Raw genomic sequence first — 17,017 nt, 5'->3', positions numbered from 1 at the left:
TCGAACCTCGCAACAATCATTCATCATTTATCAATTATTATTTATAACAAGACATGAATTTATTCAACGTATATCCATTATTCAACATAAATCCGGTAAAAGCTAAGGGCTCTTTTCTTTGGGATGACAAAGGAGAAAAATATCTTGACTTTTATGGTGGTCACGCCGTGATTTCCATCGGACACAATCATCCGCATTATCAAAATAAATTAAAGCAGCAGCTGGAGAAAATTTCATTCTATTCAAATTCTGTTCAGAACGAATTACAGACTGAACTGGCTGAAAAACTGGGAACGCTTTCAGGATATGAGAATTATAACCTTTTTCTGTGCAATTCAGGGGCTGAAGCCAATGAAAATGCATTGAAGCTGGCCTCTTTCCATAACGGAAAAAGCAAAGTGCTTTATTTCTCAGGATCATTCCACGGCAGAACTTCTGCGGCGGTTTCTGTGACAGATAATCCAAAGATTGTTGCCCCTGTCAATTTTTCTGAAAGATTCATCAAATCTGAATGGAATGATATCAAACAGCTTGAAGAGATTTTTGAAACACAGGGAAATGAAATTTCATCTGTTATTATTGAAGGAATTCAGGGGGTAGGCGGAATTATGATTCCAACAGTAGAATTTTTATCCAAAATTAAGGATCTGTGTGAAAAATATGATGCAGCACTGATTCTTGATGAAGTTCAGTCGGGATACGGAAGAAGCGGATATTTCTTTGCTCATCAGGAGTTTGGAATAGAGCCGGATATGATCACTACTGCAAAAGGGATGGGGAATGGCTTTCCAATTGGAGGTGTTTTGATTCATCCAAAATTTCAGGCAACCAATGGTTTGCTGGGAACAACTTTCGGCGGAAATCACTTAGCCTGTGCAGCGGCAATTGCTGTTCTGGATGTTATGAAGGATGAAGATCTCATGGCAAATGCTCAGAAAATGGGTAATTATATTGAAAACGAATTGAAAGGCTTTCCACATATCAAGTCCATCCGAAGGAAAGGATTGATGATTGGAGTAGAACTGGATCAGGACTGTTCAGAAGTGCGGAAAAGTTTATTGTACGATCATCACATTTTTACAGGAAATTCCAATGATAAAAGTGTATTGAGGATCCTTCCGGCACTTAATATCGGACAAGAAGAGACAGATCTTTTTGTCAGTGCCTTAAAAGTGGTTTTAGATAAGATTTAAATCACAAATAGGATTGAGATTATACAATTCAATTAACAAGAAAAAAATCATCAAATGAAAAAATTCACCTCTGTAAGCGATGTAGAAAACTTACAGGAAATCATAAAAAAAGCTTTACAAATTAAAGAAAATCCTCATTCCGAAACAGAAAAAGGAAAGGGGAAAACCATAGGACTTGTATTTTTAAATTCAAGTTTAAGAACCCGTTTAAGCAGCCAGATCGCAGCCCAGAATTTGGGATTGAATGTTCTGACTTTAAATGCAGCCCAGGAAGCCTGGAACCTTGAATTTGCAGACGGAGCCGTAATGAATGGCGATACTGTTGAACATATCAAAGATGCTATTGAAGTATTAAACCAATACTGTGACATAATTGCAGTACGTTGTTTTGCAGGAATGAAATCTAAAGAAGACGATGTTAATGAAAGTATCCTGAGCCAGTTTGAGCAGCATGCAAAAGTACCCGTGGTTTCTCTGGAATCAGCAACACGACATCCGCTGCAAAGTCTGGCAGACTGTATTACCATTACAGAAAACTGGAAGGAAGAACGTAAGCCGAAAGTAGTTCTGACCTGGGCACCACATATCAAACCTATTGCTCAGGCCGTTGGAAATTCTTTTGCAGAATGGATACAGGAAATGGATGTTGATTTCGTGATCGCTAATCCTAAAGGCTATGATTTGGATAAGAACTTTACAAAAGATGTGAAAGTTATCCATAATCAGGATGAAGCTTTACAAGATGCAGATTTTATCTATGTAAAAAACTGGTCCTCTTTTGATGAATACGCAGCCATGCCGGAAGTGAAAGACAACTGGATGCTGACTGGAGAAAAACTGGAAAATACCAATCAGGCAAAAGTAATGCACTGTCTTCCTGTCCGTCGTAATGTAGAACTGAGTGATGAAGTGATGGACGGAGATAACTCAATCATCTATCAGCAGGCCAAAAACCGGATTTTTTCTGCCCAGGCGGTTTTTTCAGAGATTCTGGATGAATTGAATTCTAAATAACGGAAATCAGCCCTCGTCAAGGATAAGAGGTAAGAATTTTCAAAAATGATTACAATGAAAGAAAAACTATACATCATAAAAATCGGCGGTAATTTAATTGATGATGAGGAATTATTGAACGAATTTTTGGAACAGTTTTCTGAAATTAAGGAAAAGAAAATTTTGGTTCACGGTGGCGGAAAACTGGCAACCACTCTGGCTGATAAATTAGGCGTTGAACAAAAAATGATCAACGGGCGGAGAATCACGGATAAAGATACGCTGGATATTGTGGCAATGGTGTATGCAGGAAGTATCAATAAAAATATAGTGGCAAAACTTCAGCAGAAAAAATGCAGGGCAATCGGTTTTTCCGGAGCTGATGCGAATTTGATTAAAGCCAAAAAAAGAGAACATGCAGAAATAGATTTCGGATTTGTAGGAGATATTGAGAAGAAAAGTGTAAACAGGAAACTGATCTCAAAATTGATTAAACTTAAACTTGTCCCTGTTTTTTCAGCGATTACCCATGATAAAAAAGGAAATCTTTTTAATACAAACGCAGATACGATTGCTTCGGTAATTGCTCAGGCTTTATCTTCAAAATATGATGTGGAATTATTGTATTGTTTTGATAAAGAGGGAGTTTTAGAAAATATTGAAGATCCCGGATCCGTTATAAAAAGTGTATCCGCAGAAGAATTTTCTGTATTAAAAGAAGCAGGGAAACTGCACAAAGGAATTTTGCCGAAACTTGAAAATGCTCTCGGAGCAGTAAAAAATAATGTAAACAAGGTATTCTTAATTAAAGAAAACCGATTAAAAAAACATATAGAAAGCCATCATGGAGGAACTGAAATCTGTTTATAGTAAAGAAGAGCTGCTGACTCAGGCAGTGGAATTGCTTAAAAAACTGATTGCAATTCCTTCGTTCAGCAAAGATGAATACAATACGTCTGTAGAAATTGAGAATTTTTTTAAGGAACATCATATTCCTGCAAAACGATTTAAAAACAATATCTGGGCAGTCAATAAAAATTTTGACACATTGAAGCCGTCCATTCTGCTGAATACGCATCACGACACCGTAAAGCCGAATAAAGCGTACACATTAGACCCTTTTCTCCCGGTTGAGCAGGACGGAAAACTATACGGATTGGGGAGTAATGATGCCGGAGCTTCTCTGGTTTCCATGGTCCAGGTTTTTTTACATTTTTATGAGAAAGAAGATTTAAAATATAATTTAGTTATTGCTTTGACGGCTGAGGAGGAGATTTCAGGATTTGATGGAATTGAGGCCTTATTTCCACAGCTTCCGAACATAGAGCTCGCCATTGTAGGAGAACCCACGCAGATGAATCTGGCGATCGCGGAAAAAGGACTTTTGGTCATAGACGGGGAAATGAAAGGAACTCCTTCTCACGCTGCTCATCCGAATGACGATAACTCCATTGTAAAATGTATGGAAGATCTCCGGAATATTCTGAATTTTAAATTTCCTAAGGTTTCAGATTATTTAGGTGAAGTTAAGGTTACATTGTCAGGTATTCATGCCGGTGTTCAGCATAATGTAGTTCCGGAAGCCTGCACATTCACCCTGGATGTAAGGGTTACCGATGAATATTCCAATAAGGAAGCTTTTGAAATCATTCAGTCACAGATGAAATCTTCATTAGCAGCCAGATCTTTCAGGTTAAATTCCTCAAAAATCGAAATGGATCATCCTTTTGTTCAGGCAGGTCTGGAAATTGGAAGGACAACTTATGGCTCGCCAACATCGTCTGACCAGGCAATTATTCCGTGCACATCCGTAAAAGTAGGTCCCGGTGACAGCAGGCGTTCCCACACGGCGGATGAATACATCTATATAAAAGAGATTGAAGAAGGAATTGAGGTCTATATCAGGATCTTGGAAAAAGTTTTATAAAGATATCAGATTCCAGACACCAGATTTTCAACAGTCTGATATCTGATGTCTGAAATCTATTAATCTAAAAATAATGTTTTAACCAGGCTCAGCAGGCAATAAAGCTTAGTTTTTAATAAAGATTTATGCAAAAAAGAAAATTAAAGACAAAGGCTTTTGAATGTGGAGATGTTTTTTTATAGTTTAATTAATAAGGATGCTCTGCTGGGCAGGTTGAAACGAATTGAATATTGTAAAAAATAGAATATGAAAAAAATATGGCAGAAGGACGACCTGGCCACCAATATACTTGTCAACAAATTTACAGTCGGGAAAGATCTTGACTTTGACGAACGTTTAGCAAAATATGATGTTAAAGGTTCCATGGCACATTGTCAGATGTTGGCAGAAACCGGAATTATCTCCGGTGAAGAATCAGAACAGATGCTTTCTGTTTTGGCAGATATTTTAAAAGATGTCGAGAACGGAACATTTGAGATTGATAAAGAAGCGGAAGATATCCATTCTCAGGTTGAAGCGATATTAATTGAAAAATTAGGCGATACCGGAAAGAAGATCCATACGGCAAGATCACGGAATGATCAGGTTTTACTGGATATCAAACTTTATCTGCTGGATGAGATTCGTGACATAACAGCTCTGACTGATAGATTTTTTCAAATTTTAATCAAATTAGCTGATCAGCATAAAAATATACTGCTTCCGGGCTATACCCACCTTCAGATTGCAATGCCGTCTTCATTTGGATTGTGGTTTGGAGCGTATGCTGAAGCATTATTAGATGATGTTGAACTGTTGTTTTCGGTGAAGAATATCATCAATAAGAATCCTTTAGGCTCAGCAGCAGGATACGGTTCCTCTTTTCCTATTGATCGTGAAAGTACAACCTACAACTTAGGTTTTCAGTCGATGAACTATAATTCTGTGTACGCACAGATGACCCGCGGGAAATCGGAAAAAATGCTGTCGATGGCAATGGCTACTTTAGCTGGAACACTTGGGAAGTTTGCTTATGATGTCTGTTTGTATTTAAACCAGAACTTTGATTTTATAAGCTTTCCAAAAGAATTTACCACCGGAAGCAGCATCATGCCTCACAAAAAGAATCCGGATATTTTCGAACTGGTTCGTGCGCGATGCAACAGAATTCAGTCTTTACCGAATGAGTTAATATTATTAACAAACAATCTGCCGTCAGGCTATCACAGAGATGTACAGCTGACTAAAGAAATCCTTTTCCCGGCTATTGATTCGCTGAAAGAATGTCTGGAAATTTTAAGTTATACCCTTCCGAATATTCAGGTGAAAGATGGAATTCTGGAAGATGAGAAGTATAAATACCTTTTCAGTGTGGAGAAGATCAATGAAGAAGTGAAAAAGGGAAGCTCATTCCGTGATGCTTATGTAAAAATAGGGCAGGAGATTGAAAATAATGAATTTGAGTTTAAGGCTAAAAATCTTGATCATAGTCATCAGGGAAGTATAGGGAATCTTTGTCTGGATAAAATAGAATATCAGTTCAACAAGCTGAAGAATAAATTATTGGGTTAGCGTATCAACCATTAATGATATATAAACTTTTAACTGCAGTTAAGAAAAATCAAAAGATAATGTAAGCCTGTAATCTTACTTTTACCTTGAGATCTCTATTTTATCTTAACCGGAAAGCTGTCTTAATGGTTTGCTTTACCCAATTGAGAAACAGTAAATGATATTGGAGATTACCTTAATAAATTTTATTCCAGATCAATTTTAAATTTAGTGGATTTTTTCACCTCGTGAAGCACGATAGAGCTGTGATACTGCCCGATATTGGGAATGTTTGAGATCACATTCACTGCGAAATCATTATACGAATTAATATCCTTTGCAATGATCTTAAGCATATAATCATATTCGCCGGAAAGACTGATGATCTCCTGGACTTCATCATATTTCATAATGTTTTTCTCAAAGGTTTCCAGTACTTTCTGGGATTGCTCCTTAAGACGGACATTACAGTAGACCACAATATTCAGGCCCAGCTTTTCACGGTTTAGAAGACCAACATATTTTTCAATGATGCCCTGTTTTTCCAGCTGTTTGATACGTTCATAAGTAGGAGTAAACGTAAGACCGATCTTTTCTGAAATTTCTTTAACAGATAAAGTAGAGTCTTCCTGAATAATGCTGAGGATCATTTTGTCTTTTAAATCCATAGAATAGTTTGAGTTTTAACAAAAATATCAATTATAAATGAAAGTAAGGGAAGATTAAAGAGGTTTTAATTTATTTGAAACTTTGGTTTTGTAGATTCGTGAAATTTTTGTATCTTTGCACCTAATGAATAAAAGAGTGTTTATATCATTAGATTTACCGGGCGAAAGCGCCCTTTACGATATTTATTATTATTAGCGAAGATCTTGTCTTCGCTTTTTTTATGCTCAAAAATTAAGAATTATGTTTACGATTACAGAACTAAGCACAGAGAGAATCAACAGTATACTGACCGAAGCATTGGCTTTTGCCAACGGGAAAACTGCAAAAATTGAAGGAGAAATTTTCTGCTCAAACCTTTTTTTCGAAGACAGCACAAGAACAAAGACAAGTTTTGATATTGCAGAAAGAAAACTTGGTCTACAGGTAATACCTTTTGATGCTTCCCACAGTTCTGTAAATAAAGGGGAGAGTCTTTATGATACCGTAAAAACCATTGAAAGCCTGGGTGTAAATCTGGTGGTGATCAGAGATAAAAAAGACAGGTATTTTGAAGAGCTAAAAAACATCAATATTCCGGTAATCAACGGAGGAGACGGAACAGGAAACCATCCTTCCCAATGCATGTTGGACCTGATGACGATTTTTCAGGAATTCGGAAAATTCGAAGGTCTGAAAATAGGAATCGTAGGAGATGTGAAACATAGCCGTGTAGCGAATTCCAATGCAGAAGCACTGAGAAGATTAGGAGCTAAAGTATATTTCTCCGGGCCTGAAGACTGGTTTGATGAAGGTGCTTTGATTAATGGAACTTATTTGCCGGTTGACCAGTTAATCGCTGAGGTAGATGTGCTAATGTTATTAAGAATCCAGCACGAAAGACATGATGCAAAAATGAGTTACTCCGCTTCCGAATACCACAGAAAATATGGTCTTACGAAAGAAAGAGAAAAAGCAATGAAAGAGGGCGCCATCATTATGCACCCCGCTCCCATTAACAGAGGTGTTGAAATTGATACAGACCTTGTAGAATGTGAACGTTCAAGAATTTTTAGACAGATGCAGAATGGTGTATTCGCAAGAATGGCGATTTTGAAAGAAACCCTGGAAAAAGAAGGATATACCTTTAAGGAATTGTAAAAGGTAAAATACTTTATACAACCGACATTATACAAATAAGTTATACAGAATAAAATAGAATAAAGAGATAAATAAAATGAAGAAAAAATTAATACTGGAGTCCGGTGAAGTGTTTCATGGAGAAGGTTTCGGAGCAGAATTGGAAACTGCCGGAGAAGTAGTTTTCAATACCGGAATGACAGGGTATCAGGAGTTGATCTCCGATCCGTCATACTGCGGTCAGATTGTTTGCATGACCTATCCGCTTATCGGAAATTATGGTATTAACCGTGATGATTATGAAAGTATCGAGCCGGCTATTAAAGGGCTTATCATAAAAGAGCTTTGCGATCTTCCTTCCAATTTCCGTACTCAGATCACTTTAGATGAGTTATTTAAAAAGAAAAATCTTTCAGGAATTTCAGGAATAGACACCAGAAGACTAACAAGGATTCTACGTAATTACGGAGTGGTAAAAGGAAAGATTGTAAATGTTGATGCTGACGAAAATGCGGTGGTAGCGGAGCTAAAATCTACAACTTTTCCTACCAACCAGGTAGAAATGGTTTCTACTAAAACTCCTTACGCTAACCCTGGTAGAGGATTTAAAGTAGTGCTGGTGGATTTTGGTTCCAAGTTAGGGATTATCAGAGAGCTGTCTCAAAGAAACTGTGATATCACTGTAGTTTCCCACGACACCACAGCAGAAGAAATTTTGTTAATGGATCCGGATGGAATTATGCTTTCAAACGGTCCTGGCGATCCTGAAGACAACCCTCAGGCATTAGAGATGATCCGTGGATTATTAGGGAAAGTTCCCATCTTCGGAATCTGCTTAGGACATCAGTTAATCGGTTTGGCTTGTGGTGCAAAAACCTTCAAACTGAAGTTCGGACACAGAGGAGGAAACCACCCTGTACTGGATCTTGAAAAAAACAAAGTATCCATCACTTCTCAGAACCACGGCTATGCGGTAGATCAGGAAAGTCTTAAAAGAACAGACTTAATTGAGACCCACATCGCCCTAAACGACAGAACCAATGAAGGTTTGAAACACAAGATCCACCCTTGCTTCTCCGTTCAGTACCACCCGGAAGCAAGCCCAGGCCCAGAAGATGCGAATTATTTGTTTGATGAGTTCATCCATTTAATGTACCAATTTAAAAATGTAACAGTTTAACAATAATTAAATGATCAATTTCGAAAACAATCCTTTAATTGAAAAAACAGTGAAATTCTCTTTAGATATTATTGAGTTTTGCGAATTATTGGAGCAACATAAGAAATTTGTCATTGCTAAACAGTTATTACGTTCAGGAACAAGTATCGGTGCAAATTCTTTTGAAGCGCAGAATCCTTATAGTAAAAAAGATTTTGTGAATAAAATAAAAATTGCAGCCAAAGAACTTGAAGAAACAAAATATTGGTTATATCTGTGTAAACACTCCAAAAATTATCCCTTTGACGATAAGTTGGAAACGCAGATTATAGAAATTGGAAAAATTATTTATAAAATTTTAAGCACAAGTTTATCAAAGGAAAACGGTTTGTAAACATTGTTACACTGTTAGATTGATAAATTGTTACATTTTAAACCTATGAAAAGAAACGATATAAAAACAATTTTAGTAATCGGTTCAGGACCCATCATCATCGGTCAGGCAGCTGAATTTGATTACGCAGGAACGCAGGCTTGCCTGTCTTTGAGAGAAGAAGGCTACAAGGTGATTTTGATTAATTCAAACCCTGCTACCATTATGACAGATGTAGAAATCGCGGATAAAGTATATATCGAGCCGATTTCTCTTCAGTTTGTAAGCCACATCATCAGAAAAGAACGTCCGGATGCCTTGTTACCGACATTGGGAGGTCAGACGGGTCTGAATATGGCGGTAGAACTGGAAAAATCAGGAATTCTTGAAGAATGTAAGGTAGAAGTATTAGGAACTACACTTTCTGCGATCAACAGAGCAGAAGACAGAGACCTTTTCCGTGAACTGATGAGAGAACTGAACGAGCCGGTTCCGGAATCAGACATTGTGACTACAGTAGAAGGAGCGATCCGTTTTGCTGATGAGATCGGTTATCCGGTGATTGTTCGTCCTGCCTTTACGATGGGAGGAACTGGAGGCGGTATCGCCTCTACGGAAGCTGAACTGAAAGAAATTGCAGAATTGGGACTGAAGTATAGTCCTGTTACACAGTGTCTTATCGAAAAATCAATTGCAGGTTTTAAAGAAATTGAATACGAAGTAATGCGTGATGCCAACGACAATGCAATTGTGGTTTGTAACATGGAAAATATAGATCCGGTAGGAGTTCACACGGGAGATTCTATCGTAGTGGCACCTTCCCAGACACTTTCTGACAGAGAGTATCAGTTACTGAGAAACGCTTCCCTAAAGATCATCAGAGCCTTGGGAATTGAAGGAGGATGTAATGTACAGCTGGCTTTAGACCCCCATTCATTCGACTACTATATCATCGAGGTGAATCCTAGGGTTTCCCGTTCATCAGCGCTGGCAAGTAAAGCGACAGGATATCCGATTGCGAAAATTGCAGCAAAAATTGCAGTAGGATTAACGCTTGACGAGATTATGAACCCGGTAACAGGAAAAACATACGCATGTTTTGAACCTGCTCTTGATTATGTAGTAACGAAATTCCCGAGATTCCCGTTCGATAAATTCGAAACAGCGGACAGAAGACTGTCTACACAGATGAAAGCAACCGGGGAAGTAATGGCCATCGGAAGAAATTTCGAAGAATCTTTACAGAAAGCCATCCGTTCCCTTGAAACCGGAATCAGACATTTAGGATTAAAAACAAAACAGGCTGAAGCATTAACGGCTGAAGAAATAGAAAGAAGAATCAGAGTGTGCGACGATGAAAGATTATTCATCATCGGGGATGCTTTAAGAAAAGGATACGACTGGGAACAGATTGTGGAATGGAGCAAAATCGATAAATTCTTCATCTGGAAATTAAAGAAGCTGGTTGATTTCGAAAAAGTGATCGCTGCCAATAAATTTGATAAGGAAACTTTAATTCAGGCTAAGAAATTAGGGTTTGCAGATATGAACATCGCCCACCTTTGGGAAGTGAAGCAGCGCGAAGTTTTCAATTTCAGAAAAGAAAACGGGGTAATGCCGGTTTACAAAATGGTAGATACCTGTGCCGCTGAGTTTGAAAGCGAAACACCATACTTCTACGGAACTTACGAAGAAGAAAACGAAAGTGTTGTTTCCAATAAAGAAAAGATCATCGTTTTAGGTTCAGGGCCTATCAGAATCGGGCAGGGAGTAGAATTTGATTATGCGACGGTTCACTCGGTTTGGGCAATCAAAGAAATGGGGTATGAAGCCATCATCATTAATAACAACCCTGAAACCGTTTCTACAGACTTCTCCATCTCAGATAAATTATACTTTGAGCCATTAACGGAAGAAGATGTAATGAACATCATCGAGCTTGAAAAACCAAAAGGAGTTGTCGTTCAGTTCGGAGGACAGACGGCGATCAACCTTGCAGATAAACTGGCTTCACACGGTGTACAGATCCTTGGAACTTCACTGGAAGATCTTGACAGAGCCGAAAACAGAGACAAATTTGAAAAGGCACTTCAGGAAATGGGAATTCCACAGCCTTTAGGCAAAACATCCACTTCAAAAGAAGAAGCAATAAAAATTGCCAACGAGATCGGCTATCCGGTTTTAGTACGTCCAAGCTACGTATTGGGAGGACGTGCGATGGAAATCGTTTATGCAGAAGCAGAATTGGCGTACTATATGGAGCATGCGGTAGATGCAAGCCCTAAGCACCCTGTTTTGGTCGACAAATACATGGTCGGAAAAGAAATAGAGATCGATGCCATCTGTGACGGCGAAACCGTAGTGATTCCGGGAATCATGGAGCATATCGAAAGAGCTGGAGTACACTCCGGAGACTCAATTGCAGTATATCCTACACAGAATGTTTCACAGCAGGAAATCGATACCCTGGTAGATTATACCCAAAGGTTGGCTAAAGGACTGAATGTGATTGGTTTAATGAATATCCAGTACGTTCTTTTTGAAGGAAATGTATATGTGATCGAAGTGAATCCACGTTCTTCAAGAACAGTTCCTTTCTTATCTAAAATCACAGAAGTTCCGATGGCTAATCTGGCTACAAAAGCAATATTAGGACAGAAACTGAAAGATTTAGGCTATAAAAACGGTCTTGTTCCTGTAAAAGAAGGAGTGTATGTAAAAGTCCCTGTATTTTCTTTCTCAAAGCTGACGAAAGTAGACATCTCTCTGGGACCTGAAATGAAGTCTACAGGAGAAGTAATGGGGAAAGATACCACTCTGGAAAAAGCCCTTTACAAAGGATTGATCGCAGCAGGAAGAAAAGTTCCGATGCATGGATCAATTTTATTCACAGTTGCTGATAAACACAAGCAGGAAGCTGCGGATTTAGCGTCAAGATTCCATGAAGTGGGTTTCAGAATCTGGGCAACGGAAGGAACTGCTAAATTCTTTGAAGAAAAAGGGATTCCTTGTAAAATAGGATACAAAATAGGAGAAGACGATGTGAATCTTATCGACCTGATCCAAAAAGGAAAAGTACAGTATGTAGTGAATACCATGACCAAAGGCAAGCAGGTAGAAAGAGACGGATTCCAGATCAGAAGAATGAGTGTGGAAAACGGCGTACCTTGTCTTACATCCATGGACACGGTAGAAGCTATCCTGAAAGTCATTGAAAGTATGAGTTTCAAAATGGAGACGATGTAATTTCGGAACCAAAAAATATATTCGAACCCCGTGAGTTTTCTTGCGGGGTTTTTGTTTGAAAAAATTAAATATCAGCTGATTATAGAAATTTGTATGAATTAGAAAGATGGTTATAGGTGAAATGTGTACATTGCATATATATGGAATGCTAGCAAAATTCTAAAGAATTGAAGCGTCTGAATATTAATAAATACCCTCCAAATGATAAACATCAAATCTAATTTCTTATGTACTATTTCATGTATTGGAATTCTTTTTTCCTGTGCTTCTGCAAAGCGTATTGCGGTAGAGCCTAATACTGGCGGTATGCTTGAAAAAACAGACTCGCTCTATAAAGAAATCCAAAGACTCGGTTTAGAGTATACCCAAAAAAGTAATGTTCCCGGAGTAGCTGTTGCAGTGATTGAAAATGGAAGAGTTGCATGGATACAATGCATAGGATATGCTGATGTAGCAAGCAAAAAACCAGTAACAAACCAGACGATTTTTAACGTTGGCTCTGTTTCAAAAGTAGTCGCTGCGTGGGGGTTCATGCAATTAACAGAAAAAAAGCTGGTTAAATTGGATGACCCTGTTAATCAATACTTAACCCGTTGGAAACTGCCACAATCCTCATTTGATATTTCAAAAGTTACCCTTAGACGGATTCTAAGCCATACCGCAGGGCTTTCCGTTCATGGATATGGAGGTTCTGAACAGGGAGCTAAACTTTTATCATTAGAAGAATCCCTGTCGGGAAAAACAAAAAGAAACAGGGAAAGTGTAAGCGTTATCATGGAACCCGGAACAAAATGGAAATATTCCGGAGGCGGATACACTCTTGCACAGCTTTTACTTGAAGAAAGAACCAAAGAAAATTTCGCCGAATATATGAAAAAACATGTTTTTAAGCCTTTGGGATTAAATCAGAGTAACTATGAATGGACAGAAGAAATGAAAGCAAATTCCGCCACAGCTTATGATACATTGGGAAAACCTATAAAAAACAGAATATTTACCGAACAGGCTGCTGCAGGATTGCAGACAACAATTTTAGATTTTGCCCGTTTTGCTGAATTATCCATCACAGCTGATCCAAAAGAATTAAATAAAGTTTTAAAACCTGAAACGATACGATTGATGGAACAACGTGTCCAACCAGGCTCCAGTGAAGGAGAAAGCGGTCTCGGATATCGGTTCTTCAATCTTGAAAATCTTCAGACTGTTGGTCACACAGGTGAAAACGACGGTTGGTGCGCTTCTATGTTTTTGCATATGCCCACCAAAAGCGGTCTGGTAATTCTCTGCAATGGCTCTAACTGGAAAGATGATATGAGAAATCCAATGTATGCTGCCTGGGCAAAATCAATTTTAAGAAAACTGGGGAAAGGATAATTTGATATGAGCAAAACTTTTAAGCCGTAATTTTCTTGCGGAGCTGTATCATATAAAAATACTTGTCCGTTTTTCGGTTGCATAAAATCAGGATCCATACTACTTTTGATAAAAAATTAAAATGACAGCAATTCAGAAATTCAGAGAGCTGCATCAGCAGAATGATCCGTTATTGATAGGAAATGTTTGGAATGTCCAGAGCGCCAAGGTTTATGAAAAATTGGGCTATAAAGCAATAGCAACTTCAAGTTCGGCTGTAGCATTCAGCTTGGGATATGAAGACGGCGAGAATATAAGCTTTGATGAATATTTTTATATCATTGAAAGAATTTTAAAATCCATATCAATTCCGTTATCCGTAGACCTGGAAGGTGGATATGGAAAAACTGCTGACGAGATTGTACTAAACATCTCCAGGCTGGCAGAAGCTGGTGTTGTCGGGATCAATATTGAGGATAGTGTCATTATTGACGGTAGAAGAAAATTATTAAGTCCAGACGATTTTTTTAATAAATTAAATGCAGTTATCCAAAAACTAAAAGACCAGAATATTGAAATTTTCATCAATGTCAGGATCGATCCGTTTCTGCTCGGTGTAGACAATGCAACAGAAGAAAGTTTGCAGCGGATGAAGATCATAGAAGAAGTGGGAGCGGACGGGATTTTTGTTCCTTGCATCACTGAAATACAGGATATTGAACGCCTTACCGGTACTGCAAGACTTCCGTTCAGTGTCATGGCTATGCCTGAACTTCCGGATTTTAACACCCTTAAAAGGCTGGGCGTTAAAAGAGTTTCATCCGGAAATTTCTTAAATGGTTATATTTATGGACAATTAGAAACTGCACTAAAAAACATTGGTGAGACCGGGAGTTTTTCCCCAATTTTTTAAACATGATAAAGCTTACAGAAGAGAGAATGTATCAGGCATCTTTAGAGAAAGATTCCTCATTTGAAGGCATTTACTGGATGGCTGTAAAAACTACGGGCATATTCTGCCGTCCAACCTGTACAGCCCGAAAACCTAAAAGAGAAAATGTAGAATTCTTCATTAATACAGAAAAAGCAATAGAAAACGGCTACAGACCGTGTAAAATATGCAGACCGCTTGAAAAGCTGAATGAAACACCCCGGTATATTCAGGAGTTGTTGGATGAACTTCAGCAGAACGAATCATTAAAAATCAAAGATGCAGACCTTCTGAAAAGAAACATTGAACCGGTAACTATCAGGCGCTGGTTCCTGAAAAACCATGGAATAACCTTTCAGGCCTTTCAGAGAGAATTCAGAATGAATAAAGCATTTAAGAAAATAAAAAATGGCGGAAGTATTATGGAGGCAGCACTGGAATCAGGGTATGAAAGTTTGAGTGGCTTTAATGAACGCTTTAAAGATGTAATTGGGACGACACCTAAAAATACAATCCGACAGAAAATTATTGACCTGAAAAGGCTGGAAACACCATTAGGTCCCATGTTCGCCTGTTCATGCGAAGAGGGAATATGCCTGCTTGAATTTACTGACCGGAAAAATATAGACCGACAGTTCAGCCAGCTGTCTAAAGCGATGAATGCAGAAATTGTTCAGGGTGAGAATAAGCACTTCAAGCAACTGGAAGATGAACTTCATGAATATTTCGAGGGAAAAAGGACGACATTTGATGTACCGCTTTTTACAACAGGAACAGACTTTCAGAAAAGAGTCTGGCAGCTTTTAACTGAAATACCCATAGGAGAAACCCGGACATACAAACAGCAATCCGAATTTTTGGGCAATCCTAAAGCCGTACGTGCCGTAGGAACAGCTAACGGAATCAATAAAATTGCGATCATTATTCCCTGTCACAGAGTGATAGGCTCAGATGGCGACCTGGTAGGGTATGCCGGAGGAATTTGGAGAAAACAAAAACTCCTGGAATTGGAAGGAGCTATTCTGTTTTAATAGCTCCGTTAGTTCATTTTATAGTAAGCGTCCGAAAAATACTTACTCGGTTTGATATATACTTTTTTTCTATCAACATCAAAGATCCAGTTGAACCTTTTCAGCATGTCTGCACCCAAATAACTAACCGTTTGTGTTTTATTTTTTCCTCCAAAAAAGCCTGCAGGTACATCCTTCAGAACAGAGTTATTCAGTTTGAAGAACGGGAGGATTCCCTGTTTGGTTACAATACTTTCTCCGGCAGAATTCCTCATGGTTTTTTCCGAAGTCACTTTTAAAAGCTTATCCAGCTCCTTTTCTTCTGCAAAAGCGCTGCTGTAAAGAATAGCTCCGGAATATCCGGACTGCAGCAGAAAATAAGCTTCCTGCTGTTGCTTGCCATCAATGACATTATCTGCGTTGATAAAAAACTGTCCATTCTCATGGAATAGCGTAACACCTTGATAGCCATTTAAATCCGGTTCTTTATCGTAAATTTCAAACCTGTTGTTGTCATAATCTATTTTAAAAGTTTTTCCAGAGAACATTCCCGTTCCAATCTTTCCATCTGCTTCATGGCCGGTCAGCTCATTATTGAAAAAACGGACATTATTTAAATTCATCTTCCCGATCTGTACTGTATTATCATTACTGATATCATCTTTATCAAAAATGATATGATCTGCTTTGTGGTGTCTTTCCGGAGAAATTGACGCATCCTCCATAGCGATCTGGAACATCAGATCCAGAGAGTCCTTTTTATTCACCAGTGTTTTTACAATAATATTATTATGTTTTGTAATTCTGAACGGGATCATCTGCTGTGCATTGATGGTAAAAAAACCTGCAGAAAGCAGTGAGATAATGCTTGATTTTCTGAACATTCTGATGTGATTAGAGGTTAAATTCCGGAATCTTAAAATTACCCATTATCTTTGGAACAGCAAAAACTAAAATCCGATGATTCAAAAATTGCTTAATAGTGGCCTTCATTGGGAGAAAAAAGAATTCAAACGAAATGACTTTCTGAAGGTTTCAGGAAGTACAGACACCGATATTTATTTTGTAGAAAACGGAAGCGTCCGGATCTTTATGATGGACGAAAGTGAGGAAAGAATCATCCGTTTCGGATATACAGGAAATATTATTGTTTCGCTGGATTCCTTTCTGTCAGGGAAACCATCAGATTTTTATATTCAGGCGATAAAAAAATCAACTGTAAAAATAGCCACAAAAAAAGATTTCTATAGTTTCATTCAGTCTGGTGAAGAGAACTTAAAATTTTGGACTGGTATTTTGGAGGATCTTGTCCTGCAGCAGATTGAAAGGGAAAAAGACCTGCTGACCCATTCGCCAAAGGAACGTTTTGAAAGAGTATTGAAAAGAAGCCCAAAACTGTTTCAGGAAGTCCCGAATAAATACATTGCCAACTATCTCAGGATGACTCCGGAAACTTTGTCCAGGCTTAAAAAATCTTGAGCTCAGTCAAGATTTAAGAAAAAAACGATCCCGAAATT

General features: G+C 38.2%; 15 protein-coding genes. 13 read left to right on the top strand and 2 right to left on the bottom strand.

The annotated features are described in order from the left end of the window. Positions 1-53: 53 nt before the first annotated feature. The 5 genes from J2T03_RS05855 to argH all read left to right on the top strand — a co-directional run bounded on the left by J2T03_RS05855 (position 54) and on the right by argH (position 5,664). Positions 54-1,193, top strand: coding sequence for an aspartate aminotransferase family protein (locus J2T03_RS05855; RefSeq protein ID WP_307210035.1), 1,140 nt, complete (start codon positions 54-56; stop codon positions 1,191-1,193). 54 nt (positions 1,194-1,247) lie between these two features. Next, positions 1,248-2,207, top strand: coding sequence for an N-acetylornithine carbamoyltransferase (locus tag J2T03_RS05850; protein WP_307210033.1), 960 nt, complete (start codon positions 1,248-1,250; stop codon positions 2,205-2,207). 54 nt (positions 2,208-2,261) lie between these two features. Beyond that, a complete protein-coding gene (gene argB, locus J2T03_RS05845) occupies positions 2,262-3,056 on the top strand; it encodes an acetylglutamate kinase (protein WP_307210031.1) in 795 nt (264 codons plus the stop codon). Further along, positions 3,031-4,113: a M20 family metallo-hydrolase gene (locus J2T03_RS05840; protein WP_307210029.1), complete on the top strand. Its 1,083-nt coding sequence runs from the start codon at positions 3,031-3,033 to the stop codon at positions 4,111-4,113. The genes argB and J2T03_RS05840 overlap by 26 nt, the downstream gene beginning before the upstream one ends. Before the next feature lie 246 nt (positions 4,114-4,359). Next, a complete protein-coding gene (gene argH / locus J2T03_RS05835) occupies positions 4,360-5,664 on the top strand; it encodes an argininosuccinate lyase (RefSeq protein WP_307210027.1) in 1,305 nt (434 codons plus the stop codon). Between the two features lie 185 nt (positions 5,665-5,849). Here the strand turns inward: argH and J2T03_RS05830 are convergent, their stop codons facing one another. Next, positions 5,850-6,311 (bottom strand): Lrp/AsnC family transcriptional regulator, encoded by a 462-nt coding sequence (locus J2T03_RS05830; RefSeq protein ID WP_040996232.1) that lies wholly within the window; start codon positions 6,309-6,311, stop codon positions 5,850-5,852. Positions 6,312-6,552: 241 nt separating this feature from the next. On the opposite strand from J2T03_RS05830, the gene J2T03_RS05825 reads away from it, so the two are divergent. The 7 genes from J2T03_RS05825 to J2T03_RS05795 all read left to right on the top strand — a co-directional run bounded on the left by J2T03_RS05825 (position 6,553) and on the right by J2T03_RS05795 (position 15,521). Further along, on the top strand, positions 6,553-7,449 hold the full coding sequence (locus J2T03_RS05825) for an aspartate carbamoyltransferase catalytic subunit (RefSeq protein ID WP_307210025.1): 897 nt from the start codon (positions 6,553-6,555) through the stop codon (positions 7,447-7,449). Between the two features lie 76 nt (positions 7,450-7,525). Then, positions 7,526-8,608, top strand: coding sequence for a carbamoyl phosphate synthase small subunit (locus J2T03_RS05820; protein WP_307210023.1), 1,083 nt, complete (start codon positions 7,526-7,528; stop codon positions 8,606-8,608). Between the two features lie 10 nt (positions 8,609-8,618). Next, complete coding sequence (locus tag J2T03_RS05815) at positions 8,619-8,981, top strand: four helix bundle protein (protein WP_306845838.1); 363 nt, start codon at positions 8,619-8,621, stop codon at positions 8,979-8,981. A 45-nt stretch (positions 8,982-9,026) separates the two neighbouring features. Further along, the gene (gene carB / locus J2T03_RS05810; RefSeq protein ID WP_306845840.1) at positions 9,027-12,206 is read left to right on the top strand and encodes a carbamoyl-phosphate synthase large subunit; all 3,180 of its coding nucleotides are present in this window, start codon (positions 9,027-9,029) and stop codon (positions 12,204-12,206) included. Between the two features lie 201 nt (positions 12,207-12,407). After that, positions 12,408-13,580: a serine hydrolase domain-containing protein gene (locus J2T03_RS05805; RefSeq protein WP_307210021.1), complete on the top strand. Its 1,173-nt coding sequence runs from the start codon at positions 12,408-12,410 to the stop codon at positions 13,578-13,580. A gap of 121 nt (positions 13,581-13,701) precedes the next feature. Beyond that, the gene (locus J2T03_RS05800) at positions 13,702-14,472 is read left to right on the top strand and encodes an isocitrate lyase/PEP mutase family protein (protein ID WP_307210020.1); all 771 of its coding nucleotides are present in this window, start codon (positions 13,702-13,704) and stop codon (positions 14,470-14,472) included. 2 nt (positions 14,473-14,474) lie between these two features. Continuing rightward, positions 14,475-15,521 carry a bifunctional transcriptional activator/DNA repair enzyme AdaA gene (locus J2T03_RS05795; RefSeq protein WP_307210018.1) on the top strand — a complete coding sequence of 349 codons (1,047 nt, stop codon included), beginning with the start codon at positions 14,475-14,477 and terminating at the stop codon, positions 15,519-15,521. A gap of 8 nt (positions 15,522-15,529) precedes the next feature. On the opposite strand, the gene J2T03_RS05790 is transcribed toward J2T03_RS05795, so the two are convergent. Continuing rightward, entirely contained in the window at positions 15,530-16,384 is an 855-nt protein-coding gene (locus tag J2T03_RS05790) for a hypothetical protein (protein WP_307210016.1), read from the bottom strand. Positions 16,385-16,460: 76 nt separating this feature from the next. Between J2T03_RS05790 and J2T03_RS05785 the strand changes: the two genes are divergently transcribed. Continuing rightward, complete coding sequence (locus J2T03_RS05785; RefSeq protein WP_307210015.1) at positions 16,461-16,979, top strand: Crp/Fnr family transcriptional regulator; 519 nt, start codon at positions 16,461-16,463, stop codon at positions 16,977-16,979. Positions 16,980-17,017 lie beyond the last annotated feature (38 nt).

The sequence above is a fragment of the Chryseobacterium lathyri genome (genome assembly GCF_030812195.1).
Lineage (GTDB): Bacteria > Bacteroidota > Bacteroidia > Flavobacteriales > Weeksellaceae > Chryseobacterium > Chryseobacterium lathyri_A.
Note: the sequence above shows the minus strand (reverse complement) of the source record. Positions and strands in the feature narration are given on the sequence as shown.